The 22854-nt window shown below is 69.0% G+C and carries 24 protein-coding genes; 12 read left to right on the top strand and 12 right to left on the bottom strand.

What is annotated here, in order from left to right; genetic code table 11:
- Positions 1 to 29 precede the first annotated feature (29 nt).
- The 5 genes from HOP52_RS01500 to HOP52_RS01520 form a co-directional block, all read right to left on the bottom strand.
- Entirely contained in the window at positions 30 to 368 is a 339-nt protein-coding gene (locus HOP52_RS01500; RefSeq protein WP_238975255.1) for an STAS domain-containing protein, read from the bottom strand.
- Positions 365 to 1018: an MlaC/ttg2D family ABC transporter substrate-binding protein gene (locus HOP52_RS01505; protein WP_238975257.1), complete on the bottom strand. Its 654-nt coding sequence runs from the start codon at positions 1016 to 1018 to the stop codon at positions 365 to 367. The genes HOP52_RS01500 and HOP52_RS01505 overlap by 4 nt, the downstream gene beginning before the upstream one ends.
- Positions 1019 to 1081: 63 nt before the next feature.
- The gene (gene mlaD, locus HOP52_RS01510) at positions 1082 to 1546 is read right to left on the bottom strand and encodes an outer membrane lipid asymmetry maintenance protein MlaD (RefSeq protein WP_238975259.1); all 465 of its coding nucleotides are present in this window, start codon (positions 1544 to 1546) and stop codon (positions 1082 to 1084) included.
- Between the two features lie 36 nt (positions 1547 to 1582).
- The gene (gene mlaE, locus HOP52_RS01515) at positions 1583 to 2365 is read right to left on the bottom strand and encodes a lipid asymmetry maintenance ABC transporter permease subunit MlaE (protein WP_238975261.1); all 783 of its coding nucleotides are present in this window, start codon (positions 2363 to 2365) and stop codon (positions 1583 to 1585) included.
- Positions 2362 to 3174, bottom strand: a complete 813-nt coding sequence (locus HOP52_RS01520; protein ID WP_238975263.1) for an ATP-binding cassette domain-containing protein — start codon at positions 3172 to 3174, stop codon at positions 2362 to 2364. The genes mlaE and HOP52_RS01520 overlap by 4 nt, the downstream gene beginning before the upstream one ends.
- Positions 3175 to 3327: 153 nt before the next feature.
- Between HOP52_RS01520 and HOP52_RS01525 the strand changes: the two genes are divergently transcribed.
- The 11 genes from HOP52_RS01525 to HOP52_RS01575 all read left to right on the top strand — a co-directional run bounded on the left by HOP52_RS01525 (position 3328) and on the right by HOP52_RS01575 (position 11529).
- Positions 3328 to 4278: a calcium/sodium antiporter gene (locus HOP52_RS01525; RefSeq protein WP_238975266.1), complete on the top strand. Its 951-nt coding sequence runs from the start codon at positions 3328 to 3330 to the stop codon at positions 4276 to 4278.
- Between the two features lie 27 nt (positions 4279 to 4305).
- Positions 4306 to 5313: a KpsF/GutQ family sugar-phosphate isomerase gene (locus HOP52_RS01530; RefSeq protein WP_238975268.1), complete on the top strand. Its 1008-nt coding sequence runs from the start codon at positions 4306 to 4308 to the stop codon at positions 5311 to 5313.
- A gap of 36 nt (positions 5314 to 5349) precedes the next feature.
- Positions 5350 to 5907: a KdsC family phosphatase gene (locus HOP52_RS01535; protein ID WP_238975270.1), complete on the top strand. Its 558-nt coding sequence runs from the start codon at positions 5350 to 5352 to the stop codon at positions 5905 to 5907.
- A 3-nt stretch (positions 5908 to 5910) separates the two neighbouring features.
- Positions 5911 to 6513 (top strand): LPS export ABC transporter periplasmic protein LptC, encoded by a 603-nt coding sequence (lptC, locus tag HOP52_RS01540; protein ID WP_238975272.1) that lies wholly within the window; start codon positions 5911 to 5913, stop codon positions 6511 to 6513.
- Positions 6510 to 7037 carry a lipopolysaccharide transport periplasmic protein LptA gene (lptA, locus tag HOP52_RS01545; protein WP_238975274.1) on the top strand — a complete coding sequence of 176 codons (528 nt, stop codon included), beginning with the start codon at positions 6510 to 6512 and terminating at the stop codon, positions 7035 to 7037. Before lptC ends, lptA begins: the two co-directional genes overlap by 4 nt.
- 9 nt (positions 7038 to 7046) lie before the next feature.
- Entirely contained in the window at positions 7047 to 7772 is a 726-nt protein-coding gene (gene lptB / locus HOP52_RS01550) for an LPS export ABC transporter ATP-binding protein (protein WP_238975277.1), read from the top strand.
- A gap of 162 nt (positions 7773 to 7934) precedes the next feature.
- On the top strand, positions 7935 to 9353 hold the full coding sequence (locus HOP52_RS01555) for an RNA polymerase factor sigma-54 (RefSeq protein WP_238975279.1): 1419 nt from the start codon (positions 7935 to 7937) through the stop codon (positions 9351 to 9353).
- A 148-nt stretch (positions 9354 to 9501) separates the two neighbouring features.
- Entirely contained in the window at positions 9502 to 9810 is a 309-nt protein-coding gene (gene hpf / locus HOP52_RS01560) for a ribosome hibernation-promoting factor, HPF/YfiA family (protein ID WP_238975282.1), read from the top strand.
- Positions 9811 to 9816: 6 nt separating this feature from the next.
- The gene (gene ptsN / locus HOP52_RS01565) at positions 9817 to 10287 is read left to right on the top strand and encodes a PTS IIA-like nitrogen regulatory protein PtsN (protein WP_238975284.1); all 471 of its coding nucleotides are present in this window, start codon (positions 9817 to 9819) and stop codon (positions 10285 to 10287) included.
- 49 nt (positions 10288 to 10336) lie between these two features.
- Positions 10337 to 11257 (top strand): RNase adapter RapZ, encoded by a 921-nt coding sequence (gene rapZ / locus HOP52_RS01570; RefSeq protein ID WP_238975286.1) that lies wholly within the window; start codon positions 10337 to 10339, stop codon positions 11255 to 11257.
- 2 nt (positions 11258 to 11259) lie between these two features.
- Complete coding sequence (locus HOP52_RS01575; protein ID WP_238975289.1) at positions 11260 to 11529, top strand: HPr family phosphocarrier protein; 270 nt, start codon at positions 11260 to 11262, stop codon at positions 11527 to 11529.
- A 4-nt stretch (positions 11530 to 11533) separates the two neighbouring features.
- On the opposite strand, the gene pmbA is transcribed toward HOP52_RS01575, so the two are convergent.
- Entirely contained in the window at positions 11534 to 12874 is a 1341-nt protein-coding gene (pmbA, locus tag HOP52_RS01580; RefSeq protein WP_238975291.1) for a metalloprotease PmbA, read from the bottom strand.
- Between the two features lie 112 nt (positions 12875 to 12986).
- Here pmbA and yjgA point away from each other — a divergent pair, with 112 nt between their 5' ends.
- Positions 12987 to 13520 carry a ribosome biogenesis factor YjgA gene (gene yjgA, locus HOP52_RS01585; protein WP_238975293.1) on the top strand — a complete coding sequence of 178 codons (534 nt, stop codon included), beginning with the start codon at positions 12987 to 12989 and terminating at the stop codon, positions 13518 to 13520.
- A gap of 357 nt (positions 13521 to 13877) precedes the next feature.
- On the opposite strand, the gene tldD is transcribed toward yjgA, so the two are convergent.
- The 6 genes from tldD to mreC are packed head-to-tail and all read right to left on the bottom strand — an operon-like array spanning position 13878 to position 22684.
- Positions 13878 to 15332, bottom strand: a complete 1455-nt coding sequence (gene tldD, locus HOP52_RS01590) for a metalloprotease TldD (protein ID WP_238975294.1) — start codon at positions 15330 to 15332, stop codon at positions 13878 to 13880.
- Entirely contained in the window at positions 15329 to 19165 is a 3837-nt protein-coding gene (locus HOP52_RS01595) for a YhdP family phospholipid transporter (protein WP_238975296.1), read from the bottom strand. Before HOP52_RS01595 ends, tldD begins: the two co-directional genes overlap by 4 nt.
- 4 nt (positions 19166 to 19169) lie before the next feature.
- Entirely contained in the window at positions 19170 to 20633 is a 1464-nt protein-coding gene (rng, locus tag HOP52_RS01600; RefSeq protein WP_238975298.1) for a ribonuclease G, read from the bottom strand.
- Between the two features lie 46 nt (positions 20634 to 20679).
- A complete protein-coding gene (locus HOP52_RS01605; protein ID WP_238975301.1) occupies positions 20680 to 21300 on the bottom strand; it encodes a Maf family protein in 621 nt (206 codons plus the stop codon).
- Positions 21301 to 21314: 14 nt separating this feature from the next.
- A complete protein-coding gene (gene mreD, locus HOP52_RS01610; protein ID WP_238975303.1) occupies positions 21315 to 21806 on the bottom strand; it encodes a rod shape-determining protein MreD in 492 nt (163 codons plus the stop codon).
- Positions 21806 to 22684 carry a rod shape-determining protein MreC gene (gene mreC / locus HOP52_RS01615; protein ID WP_238975306.1) on the bottom strand — a complete coding sequence of 293 codons (879 nt, stop codon included), beginning with the start codon at positions 22682 to 22684 and terminating at the stop codon, positions 21806 to 21808. The genes mreD and mreC overlap by 1 nt, the downstream gene beginning before the upstream one ends.
- Between the last annotated feature and the right edge of the window lie 170 nt (positions 22685 to 22854).

Raw genomic sequence — 22854 nt, forward strand, 5'->3', positions numbered from 1 at the left:
CGCTTGGCGATGGCGGCGCGAATGGCGACTCAGGCGCCGGGGGAGTCCGCGACCGGCAGCAGGGCATCGAGGCCGGCGACACGGGTCAGCCGTAACAGGGGGGAAGAGAGCAGTACCCGCTCGATCTGAACGCCGGCGACGCGGGCGCGCCGGGTCCACTCCAGCAGCACGCTCAGGGCGGCGCTGCTGACACGGTCGACGCCGCGGAGGTCCAGCGTCACCCGGGTGCCGGCCGGCTGCTCGGCCAGCCAGGCCGTTCCCGTCTCGGCCAGCAGCGCGGCCACGTCGAAGTCCACCTCGCCGCTCACCGCCAGCCCCTCGGGGCCGGCGGTAAGACAGACGCCGTTGCGGTCGAGCAGACGACTCATGCGTCGCCGCCCTCCTCGAGCTCCTCGACGGCCAGCTCTGGCGCCCAGTTGTCGATCACCGCGTCGTAGTCGCGGCCGTGGTCGCGCATGGCCTGATCGAACTGGTTGCGGAAGGTCAGCCCCAGGTTGATGCCGTTGACGATCACGTTGACCACCCGCCACTCGCCGTTGCTGAGCCGCAGGGTGTAGCTGACCGGATAGACGCTGCCGTCCACTGCCACCACTTCCATGGCCACGCTGGCCTGGTCCTCATGACGCGGTGGTCGCTGGCTGTCCAGCACCCGCAGCTCCCGATAGTCGAACGTCACCAAGCCTTTGGTATAGGTATCAATGAGTGTCTGGCGGAAGGTTTTGGCGAACCGCGAGCGCTGCTGGGGCGTAGCGTTCTGGAAGTAGCGCCCCATCACGCTGGCGCCGATATAGCGAAAGTCGGCGATCTCGTCGAGGCTGTCGTCGACCAACGCCTTGAGCTTATCGAGGTTGTTGGCGTAATGATCCTCACGCCCCTCGAGCTGACCCATCATGGTGTCGACGCTGTCGCGAATGACCTGTTCGGGGCTGCGCTCCGGATCGGCCTGGGCCGGCAGGGAGATCAGCGCCAGACACAGCGCCAGGATCAACAGGCGGAAGGAAGCAAGGTAGTGGGTCATATTACGTCCTCAGGCGGTACGGATAGCCCTTACGGGTAGACAGGGGCGCGGCGCGGCTGGCACTCAGTCGCTGATCATATTGGACACGAATTGCTGGATGAGTTCTTCAAGCACCACCGCCGACTGGGTATCGCGGATGGTATCGCCATCGCCCAGCGTCTCCGGGTCGCCGCCCACGGTCAGCCCCACGTACTGCTCGCCGAGCAGGCCGGCAGTGAGAATGGCCGCGGTGGTATCCCGCGACAGCCGATCCTCCAGAGCGCGGTCGATCTCCAGGATCACCCGGGCGTCGTACCAGTCGGTGTCCAGCTCGATCGAACTGACCCGCCCCACGGTGACGCCGGACATGGTGACCCGCGCACGCGGCTTGAGGCTGCCGATATTGGCGAAGTTGGCCTCCAGGCGGAAGGTGTCGCCGGGCGGCGAGAAGGCCAGTCCGCTGACCCGCAGGCCCAGAAACAGCAGGCCCAGGATACCGGCCAGCATGAACAGGCCAACGCCCAGCTCCATCGTCTTGCTGCGTTTCATTGCAAGTCTCCAAACATCATGAAAAGCCTCCCCCGGTCAGGAGAACTCGCCGAACATCAGCGCGGTGAGCACGAAATCCAGCCCCAGCACCGCCAGCGAGGAGTAGACCACCGTGCGGGTGGTAGCACGGGAAATGCCTTCCGAGGTGGGAATCAGGTCATAGCCCTGGAAGACCGCGATCCAGGTCACCACCAGGGCGAACACCAGGCTCTTGACCATGCCGTTGCCCACGTCGCCAACGAAGTCAACGCTGGCCTGCATATTGCCCCAGTAGGAGCCCTCGAAGACGCCCAGCCACTCCACGCCCACCAGATAGCCGCCGTAGATGCCCACCACGCTGAAGCCGATGGTCAGCAGCGGCAGGGCAACGAAGCCGGCCCAAAGGCGCGGCGCCACGACCCGGCGCAGCGGGTCGACGCCGATCATCTCCATGCTGGTGAGCTGCTCGGTGGCCTTCATCAGGCCGATCTCGGCAGTCAGCGCCGACCCCGCCCGGCCGGCGAACAGCAGCGCCGCCACCACCGGGGCCAGCTCGCGCAGCAGCGACAGCGCCACCATCTGGCCAAGCGCCTGCTCGGCGCCGAAATCCACCAGGATGGTGTAGCCCTGCAGCGCCATCACCATGCCGATGAACAGTCCCGAGACCAGCACGATGGCCAGCGACAGCACGCCGACGAAGTGCATCTGGCGCAGCCACAGGTACCAACCCTCCCGGGAGGGCACGCCCACCGCCGACTGCAGCAGGAACTGGCCCGAGCGCCCCAGGGCCTCGAGCAGCTCGCAGCCGCGGCGCCCCAGCCGCCAGATACGCTGGATCATTGACGGCCTCCCGAGTCGAGGATATCGGTGAAGAAATCCGACGCCGGATAGTGGAAAGGCACCGGCCCGTCGGGCTCGCCGTGCACGAACTGGCTGACCCGGGGGTCGTCGTCCACGTCCAGCGTGGTCGGCGTACCGTGGGCCATGACCTGCCCATCGGCAATGACGTAGACATAGTCGGCGATGGACAGGGTCTCCTTGATATCGTGGGAGACCACGACCGCGGTCAGCCCCAGCGCCTCGTTGAGCCGCTTGATCAACTGCACCAGCACGCCCATGGAGATCGGGTCCTGGCCGACGAAGGGCTCGTCATAGAGGATCAGCTCCGGGTCCAGGGCGATGGCGCGAGCCAGCGCCACGCGACGGGCCATGCCGCCGGACAGCTCGGCCGGCATCAGATCCCGGGCGCCGCGCAGCCCCACCGCCTGCAGCTTCATCAGCACCACATCGCGGATCATGGCACCGGGCAGGTTGGTGTGCACCCGAAGCGGAAAGGCCACGTTTTCATAGACGCTGAGATCGGAGAACAGCGCTCCGCTCTGAAACAGCATGCCCATTCGGCGCCGCAGGACGAACAGCGCCTTGCGAGACAAGGCATGCACTTCGTGTCCGTCGATCCAGATGCGCCCAGCGTCGGGGACCAGCTGCCCGCCGATCAGCTTGAGCAGGGTGGTCTTGCCGGTGCCGCTTGGCCCCATGATGGCAGTGATCTTGCCACGTGGTACGCGCAGGTCGATACCGCTGAAGATATCCTTGTCACCGCGCGAAAAAGAGAGCCCTTCCACCACCACGAAGGGGGAGTCGCTCATGCAGCACCATTCCCGTCCAGAAGATTGTCGAACATCGTATCCTAACCCCCGCAGGCAACGCCAGCGCGACGGGGTCCGCCTTGCACCGCGGCCGTCCAGCACGTTTAATGGGCGCCCTTTCGTTGCCGACACCCCCTTGCCTGTGCCCACCCTATGCTGCTGCCCCTGTTACTGGTTCTGATCGGCCTTGTCGGTCTGCTGTGGAGCGCCGACCGCTTCGTCGTCGCCGCTGCCGCCACCGCCTATCGCTCCGGCTTCAGCACCCTGCTGATCGGCATGACGGTGGTCGCTCTGGGCACTTCGGCCCCGGAGATGGTGGTCGCCCTCTTCGCCGCCCTCGACGGCCTCCCGGACCTGGCCATCGGCAACGCCCTGGGCTCCAACATCGCCAATATCGGCCTGGTCCTCGGCATCACGGCCCTGGTGGCGCCGATTCCGGTGCGCTTCTCACTGGTGCGCCGCGAGCTGCCGCTGCTGCTCGGCGCCACCGGCATGGCCGGCTACGCCCTGGCCAACGGGATCCTGGGACGCTTCGATGCGCTGTTCCTGGTCCTGCTGCTGGGCTTCAGCCTGTGGTGGCTGCTGCGCGCCGACACTCCCGATACCGACCCGCCCGCCGCCGCCCCGGGCATGACACTGCTCCCGGCACTGGGCTGGCTGGCGGCAACCCTGGTGCTGCTGGGGGTGAGCTCCCGGGCGCTGGTGTGGGGCGCCGGCGAACTGGCGCGTGGCCTGGGGGTCAGCGAGCTGGCCATCGGCCTGACCGTGGTCGCCATCGGCACCAGCCTGCCGGAGCTGGCCGCCTGCGTGGCCAGCGCCCTGAAGCGCCACCACGACCTGGCCATCGGCAACATCATCGGCTCCAATCTGTTCAACCTGCTGGCGGTACTGCCGATTCCCGCCCTGCTCGCGCCGGGCCCGGTCAACCCGGCGGCCGCCAGCCGCGACTTCCCGGTCATGCTGCTGCTGACCCTGGGCATGGCCATGCTACTGCTATGGCAGCGCCATGGTCGCCTGGGCCGCCTACCCGGCGGCATCTTCCTGGCAATCTATCTGGGCTACCTGGGCTGGCTGGCCCTGGGCGGGAGCGCCCCCCTTGAGTGAAACCACGCGACGGGCAACAATCACCTCATGAACACCGACACCCTCCCTTCCGGCACCCAGTCCACCGGTGACTCGCCGCTGCGCGACAGCGCGCGGCGCACCCTGAAGGTGGAGGAGCAGGCCATCGCCGCCCTCGCCGAGCGCCTGGACAGCCACTTCGACCGCGCCTGCGAGCTTATCCTGGCCTGCCGGGGGCGGGTCATCGTCACCGGCATGGGCAAGTCCGGCCATATCGGTGGCAAGATCGCCGCAACGCTGGCCAGTACCGGCACACCGGCCTTCTTCGTGCATCCCGGCGAGGCGAGCCACGGCGACCTGGGGATGATCACCCTGGGCGACGTGGTGCTGGCGCTGTCCAATTCCGGCGAGACCGCAGAGGTCAATGCCCTGCTACCGCTGCTCAAGCGCCTGGGCACCCCGCTGATCGGCATGACCGGCCGGTCCGACTCGACCCTGGCCCGGCACGCCGACGCCCACCTGAACGCCGGCGTCGCCCGCGAGGCCTGCCCGCTGGACCTGGCCCCCACCGCCTCGACCACCGCGGCCCTGGCCCTGGGCGATGCCCTGGCGGTGGCGCTGCTGGAGGCGCGCGGCTTCACCGCCGAGGACTTCGCCCGCTCCCATCCGGGTGGCAGCCTCGGCAAGCGGCTGCTGCTGAGCGTTGGCGATCTCATGCACGGCGGCGACCGCCTGCCCAGCGTGCCGCTGGGCAGCCCCCTGCGTGACGCCCTGCTGGAAATCACCCGCCAGGGGCTCGGCTTCACCTGCGTGGTGGATGAACACGGCCGGCTGGCCGGCGTCTACACCGACGGCGACCTGCGCCGCACCCTGGACCAGCACCGCGACCTCAGCCGGCTTCGGGTCGACGACGTCATGACCCGCCCCGGCAAACGCATCGCCCCCGACCTGCTGGCCGCCGAGGCCGTGCGGGTCATGGAAGACAACCGCATCACGGCGCTGGCCGTGGTAGACGACGAGGGGCACCCTGTCGGCGCCCTGCATATGCACGATCTGCTGCGCAGCGGCGTGATCTGACCCCCTGCACGACGACCCCCTACTCAAGGAGCGCCCATGGCCCTGGTAACCCCGCCCATCGACCCCCGTCTTCTCGACCGCCTGCGCCAGGTTCGCCTGCTGGCCCTCGACGTGGACGGCGTGCTGACCGATGGCCGTCTCTATTTCCAGGCCGACGGCGTGGAGATCAAGGCGTTTCATACCCAGGATGGCCTGGGGATCCAGCTGCTGCGCCGGGCCGGCCTGCAGGTCGCCCTGCTCACGGGACGCGACTCGCCGATGGTCAGCCACCGCGCCGCGGCGCTGGGCATCGACCACGTCTTCCAGGGCTGTGGCGACAAGCTCGCCACCCTGCGTGAGCTGTGCCGGCGCCAGCAACTCAGCCTCGAGCAGGTGGCCTACTGCGGCGATGACCTGCCCGACCTTTCGGCCATCCACCGCGCCGGCATCGGCATCAGCGTGCCCGGCGCCCCGCCCTATATTCAGGCCCTGGCCGACTGGGTGACCGAGCGCAGCGGCGGTCACGGCGCCGTGCGCGAGATCTGCGACACCCTGCTCGAGGCCCAGGGCCATCGCGACGCCCTGGTCGACACCTACCTGCACCTGCAGCACTGAGCCATGACGCTGCGCCTGCCCCGTCCCGGCTTCCGGCTCTGGCTGCTGCTGGTGCTGCTGGCCCTCGGCGGCCTGCTGGTCTGGCTCGACCCCCGCGACACTCCGCGGCCCGGCCCGGTGCCCAGCGACGCGGCGGGAGAGCCGGGCCACTACCTCGAGGAGGTGCGGCTGACCCGCTTCAACGCCGAGGGCCGGGCCCACCAGCGCCTGGAGACGCCGCGCCTGGTGCACACGCCCCAAGATGACGTGACCCGCGCCGAGACCCCGGTCGCCCACGTCCACGACAGCGAAGGGCGGCTGTGGATCGCCCAGGGTGACGAGGGACGGCTCGGACCGGGCGGGGGCCCCTTGACCCTGAGCGGCAGCGCACGCCTGTTCGCCCCCGAGGAGCGCTGGCAGCTCGACACCGAGATCCTCCACGTGGATGCCGACCTGGGTCACGCCTGGAGCGAGACCCCGGCGCTGCTGCAGCAGCCCCCCCAGCGCATGAGCGGCGAGCGCTTCGACGCCTGGTTCCATGACAACCGCGCCCGCTTGACGGACAATGTGCGGGGCTACCACCCTCCGGAAGAGCCCGGCGCCACCCACGAGGACCCCGAGTCATGAGCCGACCCGTACTTCCCTCCCTCACCGCCCTGGCGCTCGGCGGCCTGCTGCTGGCCGGCACCGCGCTGCATGCCACGACGGCCACGGCCCACGACGCCCGCGCGCCCATCGAAGTCGAGGCCGACCGCCTCGACCTGGACGACCGGGCCGGCACCGCCGTCTACACCGGCGAGGTGGACATCCGCCAGGGCACCCTGCGGGTAACCGGCGACCGGGTCGAGATTCAGCGCAACGCTGCTGGCGAGCTGTCGCGGGCCATCGCCACCGGCGAACGCGCCTACCTCGAGCAGCAACCGGACCCCGCCGAGCCGGTGGTACGCGGCTGGGGTCGCACCATCGTCTACCACGTGGCCGAACGCCGCATGGAGCTGATCGACCGCGCCGAACTCCACCAGCGCGGCGACACCTTCGAGGGCGGCTATCTCGAATACTTCCTCGACCGTCGCGTGGTCCAGGCCCGCGCCGAGAGCGAGGGGGTCGAAGGCCGCCAGCGTATCCGCATGACCCTGCAGCCCGAGCAGTAAGGCAACCCCATGAAGACCCTGCGGGCCAGCCACCTGGCCAAGAGCTACAAGCGCCGCCGCGTGGTACACGACATCAGCCTGTCCATCGAGCAGGGCAGCATCGTCGGCCTGCTCGGCCCCAACGGTGCCGGCAAGACCACCTCCTTCTACATGATCGTGGGCCTGGTGCGCGCCGATGCCGGCACGGTGCATATCGACGAGCGCGACCTCTCCGGCGCCGCCATGCACGAGCGCGCCCGTGCCGGTATCGGCTACCTGCCACAGGAGGCCTCGATCTTCCGCAAGCTGTCGGTGGCCGACAACATCATGGCGATTCTCGAGACACGCAAGGACCTGGATCGCGGCGGCCGCCAGGCTCGCCTCGAGCAACTGCTGGAGGACTTCCATGTCACCCACATTCGCGACAACCTCGGCATGAGCCTCTCCGGCGGCGAGCGCCGGCGCGTGGAGATCGCCCGCGCCCTGGCCACCGAGCCCGCCTTCATCCTGCTCGACGAGCCCTTCGCCGGCGTCGACCCCATCTCGGTGGGCGAGATCAAGGGCATCATCCGCCAGCTCAAGGCCCGCGACATCGGCGTGTTGATCACCGACCACAACGTGCGCGAGACTCTGGACATCTGCGACACGGCCTATATCGTTGGCGACGGCCAGATCATCGCCGAGGGCAGCGCCGAGGCCATCCTCAGCAACCGACGGGTGCGCGAAGTCTATCTGGGCGAGGATTTTCGACTCTAGCCTTTTCTCGGCAACAACCTTCTGATATTAAGACAATTTAAACAAACCGGCACGCACATTGCGGCTGGTATGCTTATTGCAGGAAAATCAACTCCCAGCCTCTTGCAAGTCGCCCTGCCGCAGTCTAGGGTGGAGCTTTTCGGCAAATGAGCAACGCCCCTCATGGCCATGAAAGCGTCCCTGCAACTGCGTGTCGGCACCCAGCTGACCATGACTCCCCAGCTGCAGCAGGCCATCGCCCTGCTGCAGCTCTCCACCCTGGACCTGCGCCAGGAGATCCAGCAGGCGCTGGAGTCCAACCCCATGCTGGAGCTCGACGACGGCTTCGGCGAGCAGGCCGCCGGCGAGACGCCCGAGGACGACTGGAACAGCGAGATCCCCACGGAGCTCGCCGTCGACAGCGACTGGACGGACACCTATCCCGATCATGCCGCCGCCCCCAGCGGCTCCGGCGAGGGCCCCGACTTCGAGCGCCAGGCCGAGGGCCAGAGCCTCAACGGCCACCTGGCCTGGCAGCTGGCCATGACCGACCTGGAGCCGCGCCAGCGGCTGATCGCCGAGAGCCTGATCGACGCCGTCAACAGCGCCGGCTACCTGGCCCAGCCGCTGGAGGAGATTCGCGACGGCCTGCGCCAGCAGGGGCTCGACGGCCTGCCGACCCGCGAGGTCGAGCAGGTGCTGCTGCGCCTGCAGCAGTTCGAGCCCACCGGCATCTTCGCCCGGGACCTGCGCGAGTGCCTGATGCTGCAGTTGGCCACCCTGCCCGACGACACCCCCCTGCTGCCCCAGGCGCGGCGCCTGGTGCGCCAGTTCCTGGAGGCGCTGGCCGCCGATGACCGCCGCCTTCTCAAGCGTCGCCTGAGCCTCGAGGACGCGGAGCTGGACGCTGTGATCGGCCTGATCCGCACCCTCGACCCCCGCCCCGGCAGCGCCTACGGGGAGGTCGGCAGCGACTACGTCATCCCCGACCTGGTGGCCCTGCACGACCAGCGCGGTTGGCGCATCGAGCTCAACGCCGAGGCGCTGCCGCGGCTGCGCATCCAACCCGACTACATGGCACTGGTGCGCCGCGCCGACAAGAGCCAGAACAACCAGTTCCTCAAGGATCACCTGCAGGAAGCGCGCTGGCTGATGAAGAGCCTGACCAGTCGCAACGACACCCTGCTGAGAGTCGGCCGCGAGATCATGACCCGCCAGATCGACTTCCTCGAACAGGGTGAGGAGGCCATGAAACCGCTGGTGCTGGCCGATATCGCCCAGGCCGTGGAGATGCACGAATCCACCATCTCCCGGGTCACCACCCAGAAGTACATCCACACCCCGAGGGGCGTGTTCGAGCTGAAGTTCTTCTTCTCCAGCCACGTCGGCGGCGAAGGCGAGGGCGACGCCCACTCCAGCACGGCGATCCGCGCCCGCATCCGCAAACTCGTGCAGGGCGAACCCCCCCGCAAGCCGCTGTCGGACAGCCGCCTGGTGGACCTGCTCGCCGAGGATGGCATCCGCGTTGCCAGACGCACGGTGGCAAAGTACCGCGAGGCCCTGGGGATTCCCTCCTCGAGCGAACGCAAGCGCTTCAAATGAGCCCCCGGCGGGGCCATCGCCGATGCGGTGAAAAGCCGCTTTTCACCGGTCTGCGATGAACCGAAAAAAGGCGGCCGCAACAGGGGGTTTGCAAGGCAGGAAAAAGGGTTACAATCGAATCACCACACGAAGGACGAAGGAGCCTGCCATGCAAGTCAATATCACCGGCCACCATGTAGAGCTGACCGATGCCCTGCGCGACTATGTTGACGAGAAACTCACCCGCGTACAGCGTCATTACGACAACATCACCAATGTGCAGGTCACGCTCTCCGTGGAGAAAGAACGCCAGCAGGCCGCCTGCACTCTGCATGCCGCCGGTGCCGACCTTCACGCCGAGGCCATGGACTCCGACATGTACGCCGCCATCGACGCCCTGACCGACAAGCTCGACCGTCAGCTGGTCAAGCACAAGGAAAAGGCTCAGGCCCGCGCCCAGGGCGCCGGCGCCCGCTGATCCCCCATGACACTGGAAACCATTCTCCCCCCCGAACGCACTCTGTTCGGGGTTCCCGGCGGCAGCAAGAAGCGCGTGCTGGAGTTCTTCAGCACCTTCATCGCCCAGAACACCCCGAGCCTGGATAGCCAGGAGGTCTTCGACCGGCTGATCGGGCGGGAGCGACTGGGCAGCACGGGCATCGGCAACGGCGTGGCCATTCCCCATGCCAGAAGCCCCCACTGCCATGCCCCGGTGGCCGCCTTTCTCAAGCTCGCCGACCCCATCGACTTTGACGCCATCGACGGGGAGCCGGTCGACCTGGTCTTCGTGCTGCTGGTGCCCGAGGAGGCCGACGACACCCACCTGGCCCTGCTGGGACAGGTGGCCGGCATCATGAACGACGTCGAGACCCGCTCGGAACTGCGCAAGAGCGCCAGCCAGCGCGAGCTGCATGAGCGTCTCATCGAGGCAGTCCGACGACAGGCGGCGACCTGATACCCACGGAATCGGGCCACCCGGCCAGCGCAACGACCAGGAGACCCGCATGCAGCTCGTGATCATCAGCGGCCGCTCAGGCTCGGGCAAGTCGATTGCCTTGCAGGCCCTAGAGGACCTCGGCTTCTATGCCATCGACAACCTGCCCGCCATGCTGCTGGGCTCATTGGCGGACGAACTGCACAGCGGCCCCACCGAGCAGTCCAACGTTGCCGTCAGCATCGATGCCCGCAACCTGCCGCATGCCCTGGAGCGCTTCCCGCGCCTGCTCGAAGAGCTGCGCCAGCGTGGCGTCGAGTGCCAGGTCATCTACCTGACCACCGATGCCCGAATCCTGCTGGAGCGCTACTCCGCCACCCGCCGCCGTCACCCGCTGACCAAAGGCAGCAACATGACCCTGGCCGAAGCGATCGACTCCGAGGAGCAGACCCTCACTGACATTCGTGACCTGGCCGACCTGATCATCGACACCTCGCGACTGTCGGTACACGAGCTGCGGGGACGCATCGCCGACCAGGTCGCCAGCCATCGCGCCAGGCAGCTGACCCTCACCGTGGAGTCCTTCGGCTTCAAGCGCGGCGTGCCGATGGATGCCGATATCGTCTTCGATGCCCGCTGCCTGCCCAACCCCTACTGGGATCCGAGCCTGCGCTCGGGCACCGGTCAGGATGCCAATATCATTGCCTTTCTCGAGCAATATCCGCTGGTGGCCGACATGTACGCCGATATCCTGGGCTGGATCGAGCGCTGGCTGCCGGCCTACCGAGACAGCCACCGTAGCTACCTGACGGTAGCCATCGGCTGCACCGGCGGTCAGCACCGCTCGGTCTATCTGGCCGAAAAGCTGGCTCGGCAGCTGGCCAACCAGCAACCCGCGGTGCGCCTGCGTCACCGTGAGCTGGGCATCCATCGGGCCCTGACCGCCGCATCCCCGGCGCCCTCGGCACCCCCCGACCGCGAGGGATTTTGAGCGTGGCCAGTCGCAAGCTGACCCTGACCAACAAGCGCGGCCTGCACGCCCGGGCCGCCACCCGGCTGGTCCAGTGCTGCCAGCCCTTCTCCGCCCGAGTCACCGTCACCCGCGGCAGCCAGATAGCCGACGCGGCCAACATCATGTCGCTGCTGATGCTGGCCGCCCCCAACGGCACCGAACTGACCGTCAGCGCCGAGGGCGAAGACGCCGATGCGGCACTGGACGCCATCGAGGCGTTGTTCGAGGCGCGCTTCGACGAGGACCTCTAGACAACTAGCCGCCGGCGACCGTCATCTCATCGATCAGCCAGCTGCCGCTGTGGATGCTGCCGCGGGTGTCGATATCGCTGCCCACCCCCGCCAGCCCCCGGTACATGGCCTCGAGATTGCCGGCGATGGTGAACTCCTCCACCGGATACTGGATCTCGCCGTTCTCCACCCAGAAGCCGGCGGCGCCGCGCGAGTAGTCGCCGGTGACACCGTTGACCCCCTGCCCCATCAGCTCGGTGACCAGCACCCCGCGCCCCAGGCGCGCAAGCAGTGCCTCGCGGGATTCCAGCGGGGCGGCGATACGCAGGTTACGCGCCCCGCCGGCGTTGGCGGTGGTCTCCATCCCCAGGCGACGGGCACTGTAGGCAGAGAGCATGTAGCTCGCCAGGCGCCCCCCCTCGATGAAGACGTTGTTGCGGGTCTGCACGCCATCGTTGTCGAAGGGACTGCTGGCCATGGCGCCTCTTTCCATGGGCCGCTCTTCGAGACGGAACCACTCGGGAAACAGCGGCGTGTCGAGGCGCTCACAGAGAAACGACGCCTGGCGATACAGGGCGCCGCCGGCGATGGCGCTCATCAGATGGCCGATCAGCCCACTGGCCAGGCTGGGGTCGAACAGCACCGGGAGCCGCCCGGTGGCCGGGCGCCGCGCCCCCAGGCGACGCAGGGTGCGCTCGGCGGCGCTCTTGCCCACCCGTTCCGGCGCCAGCAGCTCACGCGGATCGCGGGCACTGGTGTAGTCGTAGTCGCGCTGCATGCCGCCCGCATCCTCGGCGATCAGCATGCACGACAGCGAGTGCCGGCTGCCACGCTGGCTACCCAGAAAGCCGTGGCTGTTGGCATAGACCCTCACCCCTTCGCCGCTGGACAGCGAAGCACCTTCCGACTGGCGGATGCCCGGCTCGTGGCGTCCGGCCGCCTCGCAGGCCAGTGCCAGGTCGATGGCCTGCTCGGTGGTCAACGGCCAGGGGTGGTGGACGTTGAGGTCAGGCAGCTCGGTGGCCATCAGCGCGGCATCGGCGAGCCCCGCGGCGGGGTCCTCACCGGTATGCCGGGCGATCGCCACGGCCTTTTCCACCACGGCACGAATCGACGCCTCGCTGGCATCGGTGGACGAGGCGCTGCCCTTGCGGGCCCCCACGTAGACCGTCACCGCGATCCCCTGATCGCGGGACAGTTCGACGGTCTCCACTTCGCCCTCGCGGACGCTGACACCGACCCCCTGGTCGACGCTGGCGCCCACCTCGCAGGCATCGGCGCCCAGACGGCGCGCCAGCGCCAGCGCCTGTTCGGCGCCCGCCTCAAGCTGGGTCTGCTGGGCGGCGGCATCAAAAGCCTGTGTCATGCTGGTCTCCCTTTCTCCGGCCCCGGGCCGGATCTTCTTGATGTGGCTATCAAGCCCGCCGCTGCGGGCTGGTATACTGTGCGAATTCTCAAGCCTCAATGATGGATGCGGCATGTCCCAGGATTCCCCCCGCGAGCTGCTCGCCCAGATCACGCTGTCGGATGACGACGAGCGCCCCAGCAAGTCCCAGCTCAAGCGCGAGATGCACGCCCTGCAGGCGCTGGGCGAGGCGATCATCGCCATGACCCCGGGCGAGCGCGCCCGTTTCCCGCTCTCCGACGACATGCTGGCGGCCGTCGAAGAAACCGCACGGATCCGCTCCCACGAGGGGCGGCGGCGGCACATGCAGTACGTCGGCAAGCTGATGCGCCGCGAAAACCTCGAGGCGATCCAGGCGGTCTTCGACGAGGTCGAGCACGAGGCGCGTCGTCGCGACCTGGCCTTTCACCGGCTCGAAGCCTGGCGCGACCGCCTCATCGAGGAGGGCGACGCCGCCGTTGAAGCCTTCGTCGCCGACCATCCCGACGTCGACCGCCAGACGCTGCGCCAGCTGATCCGCAATGCCCAGCGCGAACGCGAGAAGGGCAAGCCCCCCGCCAGCGCCCGCAAGCTGTTCAAGCTGATCCGCGATACGGCCGGGCTGTAGGCCGCTCGGGGCTGATCCGGCGGCAGGCCTGCGAGGAGGCGCTGTGAATACTTCCCTGTACGCTACCGATTCCCTGCGGCGCTCTCGCATCCTGCTCCGCTTGCAGGGCCGGTGCTGGCCATCCATGGCCAGCCCGTTCGGAGCAGTGCTCCTCACCCCTGGAATCGGACCTCCTCTTCGGCCTGCCCCCGGCGCCCCTCGCGTCATGGCGCCTCCAAGATTTCCCCTCCCCCCGCAAACGACGCCGAGCGAAGGCCAGACACGGCGGCGTTCGGCGAGCCAGCGGAGTTTAGGAGCCCTAAATGAGCATGGCGAGCCGAGCGCCAACGCCGTATGGGCGAGCGCAGGCACGTTCACTCACGAGGCGGTGCCACCCACGGTCAGCTCATCGAGCTTCAAGGTCGGCTGGCCGACGCCCACCGGGACGCCCTGCCCCTCCTTCCCGCAGACGCCGATTCCGGTGTCCAGTTCCATATCGTGGCCGATCATCGACACCTGGCCCATGGCCTCGGGGCCGTTGCCGATCAGGGTCGCGCCCTTCACCGGGGCGGTGATCTTCCCATCCTCGATCAGGTAGGCTTCGCTGGCCGAGAACACGAATTTCCCCGAGGTGATATCCACCTGGCCGCCGCCGAAGCTCACCGCATAGATCCCCCGCCGCACGCTCTTGATGATATCCGCGGGGTCATCCTGGCCGGCCAGCATATAGGTGTTGGTCATCCGCGGCATTGGCAGGTGGGCGAAGGACTCGCGACGGGCGTTGCCGGTGGGGGCCATACCCATCAGTCGCGCGTTGAGCTTGTCCTGCATGTAGCCGGTGAGGATGCCGTCCTCGATCAGCGGGGTGTACTGGCCCGGCGTCCCTTCGTCGTCCACGCTCAGCGAGCCGCGGCGGTCGGCCAGGGTGGCGTCGTCGACCACCGTCACCCCCGGGGCCGCGACCCGCTGCCCCATGCGCCCGGCGAAGGCCGAGCTGCCTTTGCGGTTGAAGTCGCCCTCCAGGCCGTGGCCCACCGCCTCGTGGAGCAGGATGCCGGGCCAGCCCGGCCCCAGCACCACCGGCAGCTGGCCGGCCGGGGCATCCACCGACTCCAGGTTGACCAGCGCCTGGCGCACCGCCTCCTTGGCGAAGCGCTCGGCGACGTTCTCATCGCGCAGCCGGGCCATGGCGTAGCGGCCACCGCCGCCGGCGCTGCCGCGCTCGCGGCGGCCGTTCTTGACGGCGATCACGCTGACGTTGAAGCGCACCAGCGGACGCACGTCCGCCGCCAGGCTGCCGTCGCTGGCGCGCACCAGCACCACCTCGTGCACCCCGGTGAGGGAGGCGCTGACCTGGGCCACCGACGGGTCCGCGGCGCGAGCCACCCGGTCGGCCTGCTTGAGCATGGTGATCTTCTCTTCTGCGGTGAGCCCGGAGAGCGGGTCGAGGGCCGCATAGCGTACCGTGGACTGACTGATCACCCGCGGCGCCACGGCCAGCTGGGTCCCGCTGCGCACGATGCCGGCGGCGGTGCGGCCGGTCTCGGCCAGGGCATCGGCGGTGATCTGGTTGGAGTAGGCGAACCCGGTCTTCTCGCCGGCCATGGCGCGCACCCCGACGCCGCCGTCGATGTTGTAGCCAGCCTCCTTGACCTCGCCGTCCTCCAGCACCCAGCTCTCGTGCCAGCTGCGCTGGAAGTAGAGATCGGCGTAGTCGACCCCCGGGGCCAGGACATGGCCGAGGCCGACGTCGAGGGCCTCCAGGTCCAGGCCCCCCGGGGTCAGCAGGATCTCGGCGGCGGTATCGAGCAGGGCATGCGGTCGTGATGTCATTCGGCACTTTCCAGTGTGATCTGCGGCGCGTCCCAGGGACCGCGCACGCGGTAGTGAATTCGGGTGACCCGGTCGATGGCACCGCCAAACAGGCGGTCGGCGATGAACAGCGCACCGCCCACCACCGGCGCACCGGCGATGACCGCGGCCAGCGCCAGATTGCGACTCACCGGGACTGTGACGCCCAGGCGCTGATCGAGTTCCCGTCGCACCAGGTCGACGCTGCCCTCCAGGGTGAAGGAGGTGGCCGGCCCCTCGATGGCGACCGGCCCACGGGTTTCAAGAACGCCCTCGTAGAGGGTAGCGCCTCCGTCCACGCTGTCGAAAGCGGTACCCTGCCCGGTCACGTCGGAGAAGTCCAGCCGCAGCCGACGCACCAGGTTGTCCACGTTGAACAACCCGATCAGCCGCGCCGAGGGCGACTCCACATTGACGAAACGCCCGTTGCGCAGCGCCACATCGACACTGCCACGCGAGCGGGCCAGGGCAAACTGCCAGGGCGCACCCGGCCAGGCCAGCTGGCTGCGTACCCGGGTCTCGCCGCTGCGAATGGTCACCGGCTGCCCCAGCCGCTCCAGCGCCGTGCCCAGGTCGCGCCCATCCAGGTCGAGCCGGGCCCGGGTCAGGCTGGAACCGGCCCCGGCGGCCTCCCACACCAGATCTCCCCGCGCCGACACCTGGCCCAGGGTCAGGCCCAGCGGGGCGATGCTCAGCCGATCACGGCCGGCGGACCAATAGGCGGTGAAGGGCCCGAAACGCCGACCCCGACGCTCGATATCGGCGATACGCAGCCGGCCATCGGGCAGACGGGTCACCCAGCCCGGCAGCGCCACCGGCTCGGGCGCCGCCACCGCCACTTCATCGAGCAGCTCACCGGGCGAATCGTCCTCCTGGGCCAGAAAACCGTCCAGCGACAGCCGCGACAGGGCGATATCCAGCGGCATGTCGAGCCGTGGGCGATAGTCGAGATGGCCCGCCACCAGGCTGCCGTCCAGGGCCACTCGCCAGCCGCCGCCCACCTGCGCCTCGGCCCTGGCGTCCAGCGAGCCGATACAGCCGTCGGGCCCCATCAGGCAGGAGACCCATAGCTCCAGGCGGCGCAGCGCCGCTCTTTCTGCCGTGGGAAGGTGCGCCTCATCGACCAGGGGCGCCAGGGCCCGCCCCCAGGCGACAGGGTCGAGGCGCGGCTGCTCGATCGCCACCTCCCAGCCTTCGGCCTGGGGCCAGCTCGGCGCCGCAGGCAGGCGCCCCAGCCACAGCTGGCCCTGCCCCACGGTCGAGCCGGGGCGGTGGCGGCGCCAGCGCAGCAGGACATCACGTCCCAGCTCCGCACGCAGCTGCGGCCCGTCGAGATCCACGTCCACACGCAGGGGGCGAACCGCACCGGCCGACTTGCCCAGTGGCTCGGGCAGGTCGATGGCCACGCCGCTCAGGTCGCTGCGCAGCGCCAGGGAGTTGCCGGCATCACCCAGCGCCAGCCGGCCTCGCCAGGCCAGGCGTCCGGAAAGGCGCTCGTCGAGTGCCCCCGCGCCGCCCAGGGCGAGGAATCGTGCCACCTGGGCGGTGCCCGACAGGTCGATGCCGCCGGCCCGGGTATCGACATCGGCCGATACGGGCCCGCCCAGCAGCTGCGCCTGAAGCCGACCCTCGAGCCCGCCGTCCTCACCGCGCTGCCGCCAGGCCAGCGGCCCACTCAGGTCCTGGAACACCAGGCCCAGCGAGCGCTGCTCGAGCCGCTCGAACGCCACCTCGGTGTCGATATCGAGTTGGAAGGCCTCGGGCGCTCCCAGGCGCATGTCCAGCGCTAAGTCCCCCTCGGCGCGTCCCGCTCCCCGCCAGTCGTCGAGCAGGCGCATGCCGTCCACCGGCAGCGCCCGCAGATAGCGGCGCAGGGACTCGGCATCGGCGGCCAGCTCGCCGCTCACCCGCAGACGATCGTCATCCAGGGTCACCCGCCCCCGGCGAGCCTCGACGCCGTGGCTCTCGGCGTACGTCACCTCGCCCTCCAGGCTGCCCACGCCCACCCGCAGCTGCCCCTCTACCGCCTCCAGCGCCGGCCAGCCGGGGGCAAAGGCCAGGCGCCCTCGCTCGATGGCCAGGTTGAGATCCAGCTTGGGGGCGAGCGGCTCGGCGGCGGCGAACAGCGGCAGGTGCAGCTGCAGGCTGCCCGCCGGCACATAGCCCGCTACCCCGTCGGCCAGCCAGTCGTTGAGGGCATCGCCCAGTACGCCCACGGGCAGCCAGTCGACCAGCGGCCGCTCCAGGGCGTCGGCATCACGGAAGCGCAGGTCCAGGCCGAGACCGCCGGCGACGCCCCCGCCCACCGCCAGGCCGAACCCGCCCTCGACCTCGGCGCCCTGCCAGCCGGCGCGCAGCCCTCGTCCGCTAACGAAGGTACGCGGTCCGTCATAGGACCAGGCCACCTCGCCGCTGGCATGGGACAGCGCCATGGGCGCGGCGAACACCTCGGGGAAATTCAGGGTGGCGTCCCCCGCGCCGACGAAGCGCACGCGGCCGGTGAGGTCGCGGGCTTCGACCCAGGCGTCGATGGGGCCGCCGCCCGGGGCCTGCCCCCAGGGCGACACCTCGACGCCGTAAACCGCCGCACGAGCCAACCAATGGCCCTGCTCGAGGCCGAACCCCAGGCCCTCGACGCGGCCGCGCGGCGCCAGGGTCTCGATCACTCGCGTCAGCCCCTCCGGCAGCGGGACCCGATCGCGCCAGGCCGCCAGCGAGGCCAGGTCGAACTCGCTAGTGTTGAGCCACCAGTCGTCGCCGCGATGGCGCAGGTGCCAGTGCCGCGGCAGCGCCGGGCCCGGCGCCTCCGCCAGTTCGCTGGGTTCGGCCCAGTCGACGGTGCCGGCATCCCCCTGCAGCCAGGCGTCCCAGCCGGCCTCGCTGCGCAGCCACTGGCCGCGAGCCTCGACGCCCTCCAGAGCAACGATCTCGTCGTCATGGCGAAATGCCAGGCGCGGCACGTCGAGATCGAGCCGCGCATCGACCAGGGCGCCGCGGTGCCAGCGTCCCCACAGCCGGGCCTCCCCCTGGGCCTCCTCCAGTCGCAGGGGGTCATTACGGGTGAATACCTCCACCAGATCGATCAGGGTATCCAGGCGCATGTCGGCCTGCAGTGCGGCGCTGAAGTCGCTCAGCCCACCGGGGCCGGGGAAGACCTCCAGGACCGCCTGCAGCGAGGCCTCCCGCTGGCCGGCCAGATGCACCTCGCCCTCGAGATGGGCGTGGCGGGCATCGCCGGTCATCAGCACCCGCGGGGCGAGCAGTTCGACACGGCGCTCGCGGCCGTGCAGCACCAGCCTCAGGTCCTCGACCCAGGCGCGCTGGCGCAGCAGCACCCCGACCCAGAAATCCAGGCGCTCGAAGTTAAATTCGGTCTCGGGGCGCAGCTCGGGGGGAATCTCAGCGGGATCGGGCCAGTGCCAGCCGCCCCGTTCATCCTGATAGAGGTGCAGGGTGAGCCCGCGCAGCCGGGCATCCTCCACCACCGGGATGCCTTCGCGCAGGCTGGCGCCGGTGTCCAGGCGCAAGCGGGCGTGCTCGGCTTCCAGTAGCGGAAGCGACCCGCGGCTTTCGGCGGTGCGGATGGTCAGCTCCCCGGCCTCGAGCTGGGGGTCCAGGCCGTAGAGCCCCGCCTGCAGATGCCCCAGCTCGACCTGGGCGTTGAAGCGCGCCGCCAGCAGCGACTCCAGCCGCGGCGCCTGGCTATCCACCTGCATCAGTGCCAGACGCAGCACCAGCAGGGCCAGGGCCAGCAGCGTCAGAACGATCGCCGCCAGGGTCAGCGTCCAGCGGCTCAGCAGGCGTATCGGATGCATCGGCTCACATCAGCACGATGTCGTACTGCTCCTGGGAGTAGTGGTTTTCGACCTGGAAGCGAATGGTCTTGCCGATGAAGGTCTCCAGGTCGGCCACCGCCGCAGAGTCCTCATCGAGCAGGCGATCCACTACCGCCTGGGACGCCAGCACCATGTAGGTTTCTGCATTGTAGGCGCGCTCCTCGCGCAGGATCTCGCGAAAGATCTCGTAGCACACCGTCTCGGCGGTCTTCAGGGTGCCGCGCCCGCTACAGGTTGGACAGGCTTCGCACAGCGTCTGCTCCAAGCTTTCGCGGGTGCGCTTGCGCGTCAGCTGGACCAGCCCCAGCTCGGTGACCCCGGTGCACTTGGTCTTGGCATGGTCGCGCTCCAGCGCCTTCTCCAACACCCGCAGCACCTGGCGCTGGTGCTCGGGATCCTCCATGTCGATGAAATCGATGATGATGATCCCGCCCAGGTTGCGCAGGCGCAGCTGGCGGGCGATGGCGTTGGCCGCCTCGAGGTTGGTCTTAAAGATGGTCTCCTCGAGGTTGCGATGGCCCACGTAGCCGCCGGTGTTGACGTCGATGGTGGTCATCGCCTCGGTGGGGTCGATCACCAGGTAGCCGCCGGACTTGAGCTGCACCTTGCGCCCCAGGGCCTTCTGGATCTCGTCCTCGACGCTGTAGAGGTCGAAGATCGGCCGCTCACCGGGATAGTATTCGATGCGCGCCGAGGAGTCGGGCATGAACTCCCGGGCGAACTCCACCAGCTTGACGTAGTTCTCACGGGAGTCGATGCGCACCTTCTCGATATCGTCGCGCATCAGGTCCCGCAGGGTGCGGATGAACAGCGGCAGGTCGTCGTAGATCACGCTGGGCGCCGGGGCGGTGATCTTGCGCTCGCTGACCTTGCGCCACAGCCGCAGCAGGAAGTGCATGTCGGCGTAGAGCTCCTCGTTGCCGATGCTCTCCGCCGCGGTGCGCACGATGAAGCCGCCGGTCACCTCCAGCTCCTGCTCGGCCTGCACCTGTTCGAGGCGTTCGCGCAGGCGCTCGCGTTCGCGCTCGTCCTCGATGCGCTGGGAGACCCCGTGGTGCGGCGAGTCGGGCATGTAGACCAGGTAGCGCGACGGCACCGACAGGTGGGTCGTCAGCCGCGCCCCCTTGGAGCCGATGGGGTCCTTGGTCACCTGCACCACCAGCGCCTGGCCCTCATGCAGCAGTTGGCCGATGGAGACCTGCTCATCGGCCGGGGTGCCGACGGGCATCACCTCATGGGCGTGGATGAAGGCCGCGCGATCCAGGCCGATGTCGACGAACGCCGCCTGCATGCCCGGCAGCACCCGCACCACTCGCCCCTTGTAGATATTGCCGACGATGCCGCGCCGCCGGGTCCGCTCGATGAGCGCCTCCTGCAGCACGCCGTTTTCCACCACGGCGACGCGGGTTTCCATCGGCGTCAGGTTGATCAATACTTCGCCGCTCATGCGGAAATCCTTATCCAGTCCAGTCTCGGGGCATTATGACACACTGTTATCGCGAGTCGGCCCTGCACCAGAGGGGAACCCCCTGGCGCGCCAGCAGCTCGGCGGTCTCGAACAGCGGCAGCCCGACCACCGCCGAGTGACTGCCCTCGATGCGCGCGACGAACACCGCCGCCAGCCCCTGGATGGCATAGCCGCCGGCCTTGTCGGCGGGCTCACCGGTGGCCCAGTAGGCATCGATCTCGGCGGCGGCGATCTCGCGCATCACCACCCGGGTCGTCACGCAGCGCTCGAGCACACCGGCGGGGCCGCTCACCGCCACCGCGGTGAGCACCTCGTGGTCGCGTCCCGACAGCGAGCCCAGCATGGCGGCGGCGTGGGCCTGGTCGCGGGGCTTGCCGAGGATCTCACCGTCGCACACCACGGCGGTGTCCGAGCCCAGGGTGGGCAGGGTCGTGCCGCGGGCGCCGGCGCAGGCCTTCTCCCGGGCCAGGCGGGTCACATAGGCCACCGCCGCCTCTCCCGGCCGCGGCGTCTCGTCGATGTCCACTGGCCTGACCTCCACCGCCACGCCGATCGACGCCAGCAGCTCGCGGCGGCGCGGCGAGGCCGACGCGAGGCATAGCACCGGCGGACAGGGGGCGGCAGGGGGGCGATGAATGGCGGCCATAATGACTCCCGGACTCACGCAGCGCCGGCCAGCCGACGCTCCATGGCCTGGAACATGGTGGTCAGCCAGGGCCACAGGACGGCGCCGATCAGCGACGGCAGCAGAAAGGAAAGGTGCATCGAGAAGGGACCGAACAGGGTGCGCAGCCACTGCTCGACCAGCTGTACCAGCCCCAGCAGCACCAGGATCAGCAGCGACTGCTGGAGCAGCGAATAGGCACGAAAGCGCGGATAGATCAGCGCGGCCAGGAAGGCCAGCAACGACAGCGTCAGGGCGTTCTGGCCAAGCGGCGCCCCCTCGATCAGGTCGAGCAGGATCCCCAGCACGAAGCCGTGAAAGACCCCGACCCGGGACGGCGCCGACATGCACCAGTAGATCAGCATCAGCCCCAGCCAGTCGGGGCGCCAGATCTGCCAGCCATCGGCCAGCGGCATCACCTGCAGGCACAGCGCCAACAGCAGCGTCAGCCACACCCAGGGCAGCGCGGTAGCGGGGGCAGCGGCCATCAGCCGGATTCCTCCGTGTCGGGCGCCTCGATCAGCGCATCAGGGGGCTCGTCGCCGGGCAGCTCGCGATCCCAGCCCGCATCGTCGGGCACCGGGGCGGGCTCAGGCGGAAACAGCAGCAGGAAGTGGCGCGAGCGCTGCAGCCGGGCCACCGGCGCGGCCGCGACGCGGGCGAAGGGCTGGCCGGGGTCGTGCTCCACCTCGGTGACCCGCGCCACCGGGTAGCCCGGCGGAAAGCGTCCGGCCAGCCCCGAGGTGACCAGCAGGTCGCCCACGCGAATATCGGCGGTATCCGGCACGTGGAGCACACTCAGGGCATCGTACTGGCCGGTGCCCTGGACCACGAAGCGCAGGCCGTTGCGGTTGACCTGAACCGGCAGCGCGTGGCTGGCGTCGGCCACCATCAGTACCCGGCTGGAGTAGGCCGACACCGCCGTGACCTGGCCCACCAGGCCCGAGGCATCCATCACCGGCTGGCCGACAAAGACCCCGTTGCGGCGCCCGCGATCGATCACCATCTGCTGGGCGAAAGGGTCGCTGTCCAGGGAGAGCAGCTCGGCGGTGATGTAGGGCACTTCGTTGCGCGCCGCCGCTCCGAGCAGTTCACGCAAGCGGACGTTCTCGGCGGTCAGGCTCGACATGTGCTGTACGCGGTGGGAGAGGTGCAGGATCTGCTCGCGCAAGCGACGATTCTCCTCCACCAGGGCACGCTGCTCGGACAGCGCCAGCGCCCCCCAGGTCAGGACATCGCTGGGCACGCTGACCACCCACTGGATCGGCGCCACCACCGTGGAGAGCTGGGCCCGCACCTCTTCCATGCGGGTGAAACGGTGGTCAACGAACATCAACGCGGAAGCGGCGATCGCACACAGCAGCATGCGATAGCCCGGCACCGATCCGTGCGAGAACAGCGGTTTGATAGCAGCCCCCCTCCCCCTTAACTCTCTTGCATCATATCACCTCAGTGAAGCGCTGAAGCCGTCGCCGAGCGAGATGAAGCACGAGGCGCACGGCGCCCAGCAACCGGAGCCTATGGGATATAGGTGAG

It is taken from the genome of Billgrantia campisalis, assembly GCF_022341425.1.
Classification (GTDB): domain Bacteria; phylum Pseudomonadota; class Gammaproteobacteria; order Pseudomonadales; family Halomonadaceae; genus Halomonas; species Halomonas campisalis.

Excerpts from the sequence above, each read along its gene's own strand:
- HOP52_RS01500 (WP_238975255.1), bottom strand. The coding sequence starts at position 368 with ATGAGTCGTCTGCTCGACCGCAACGGCGTCTGTCTTACCGCCGGCCCC.
- HOP52_RS01505 (WP_238975257.1), bottom strand. The coding sequence starts at position 1,018 with ATGACCCACTACCTTGCTTCCTTCCGCCTGTTGATCCTGGCGCTGTGT.
- mlaD (WP_238975259.1), bottom strand. The coding sequence starts at position 1,546 with ATGAAACGCAGCAAGACGATGGAGCTGGGCGTTGGCCTGTTCATGCTG.
- mlaE (WP_238975261.1), bottom strand. The coding sequence starts at position 2,365 with ATGATCCAGCGTATCTGGCGGCTGGGGCGCCGCGGCTGCGAGCTGCTC.
- HOP52_RS01520 (WP_238975263.1), bottom strand. The coding sequence starts at position 3,174 with ATGAGCGACTCCCCCTTCGTGGTGGTGGAAGGGCTCTCTTTTTCGCGC.
- HOP52_RS01525 (WP_238975266.1), top strand. The coding sequence starts at position 3,328 with ATGCTGCTGCCCCTGTTACTGGTTCTGATCGGCCTTGTCGGTCTGCTG.
- HOP52_RS01530 (WP_238975268.1), top strand. The coding sequence starts at position 4,306 with ATGAACACCGACACCCTCCCTTCCGGCACCCAGTCCACCGGTGACTCG.
- HOP52_RS01535 (WP_238975270.1), top strand. The coding sequence starts at position 5,350 with ATGGCCCTGGTAACCCCGCCCATCGACCCCCGTCTTCTCGACCGCCTG.
- lptC (WP_238975272.1), top strand. The coding sequence starts at position 5,911 with ATGACGCTGCGCCTGCCCCGTCCCGGCTTCCGGCTCTGGCTGCTGCTG.
- lptA (WP_238975274.1), top strand. The coding sequence starts at position 6,510 with ATGAGCCGACCCGTACTTCCCTCCCTCACCGCCCTGGCGCTCGGCGGC.
- lptB (WP_238975277.1), top strand. The coding sequence starts at position 7,047 with ATGAAGACCCTGCGGGCCAGCCACCTGGCCAAGAGCTACAAGCGCCGC.
- HOP52_RS01555 (WP_238975279.1), top strand. The coding sequence starts at position 7,935 with ATGGCCATGAAAGCGTCCCTGCAACTGCGTGTCGGCACCCAGCTGACC.
- hpf (WP_238975282.1), top strand. The coding sequence starts at position 9,502 with ATGCAAGTCAATATCACCGGCCACCATGTAGAGCTGACCGATGCCCTG.
- ptsN (WP_238975284.1), top strand. The coding sequence starts at position 9,817 with ATGACACTGGAAACCATTCTCCCCCCCGAACGCACTCTGTTCGGGGTT.
- rapZ (WP_238975286.1), top strand. The coding sequence starts at position 10,337 with ATGCAGCTCGTGATCATCAGCGGCCGCTCAGGCTCGGGCAAGTCGATT.
- pmbA (WP_238975291.1), bottom strand. The coding sequence starts at position 12,874 with ATGACACAGGCTTTTGATGCCGCCGCCCAGCAGACCCAGCTTGAGGCG.
- yjgA (WP_238975293.1), top strand. The coding sequence starts at position 12,987 with ATGTCCCAGGATTCCCCCCGCGAGCTGCTCGCCCAGATCACGCTGTCG.
- tldD (WP_238975294.1), bottom strand. The coding sequence starts at position 15,332 with ATGACATCACGACCGCATGCCCTGCTCGATACCGCCGCCGAGATCCTG.
- HOP52_RS01595 (WP_238975296.1), bottom strand. The coding sequence starts at position 19,165 with ATGCATCCGATACGCCTGCTGAGCCGCTGGACGCTGACCCTGGCGGCG.
- rng (WP_238975298.1), bottom strand. The coding sequence starts at position 20,633 with ATGAGCGGCGAAGTATTGATCAACCTGACGCCGATGGAAACCCGCGTC.
- HOP52_RS01605 (WP_238975301.1), bottom strand. The coding sequence starts at position 21,300 with ATGGCCGCCATTCATCGCCCCCCTGCCGCCCCCTGTCCGCCGGTGCTA.
- mreD (WP_238975303.1), bottom strand. The coding sequence starts at position 21,806 with ATGGCCGCTGCCCCCGCTACCGCGCTGCCCTGGGTGTGGCTGACGCTG.
- mreC (WP_238975306.1), bottom strand. The coding sequence starts at position 22,684 with ATGCTGCTGTGTGCGATCGCCGCTTCCGCGTTGATGTTCGTTGACCAC.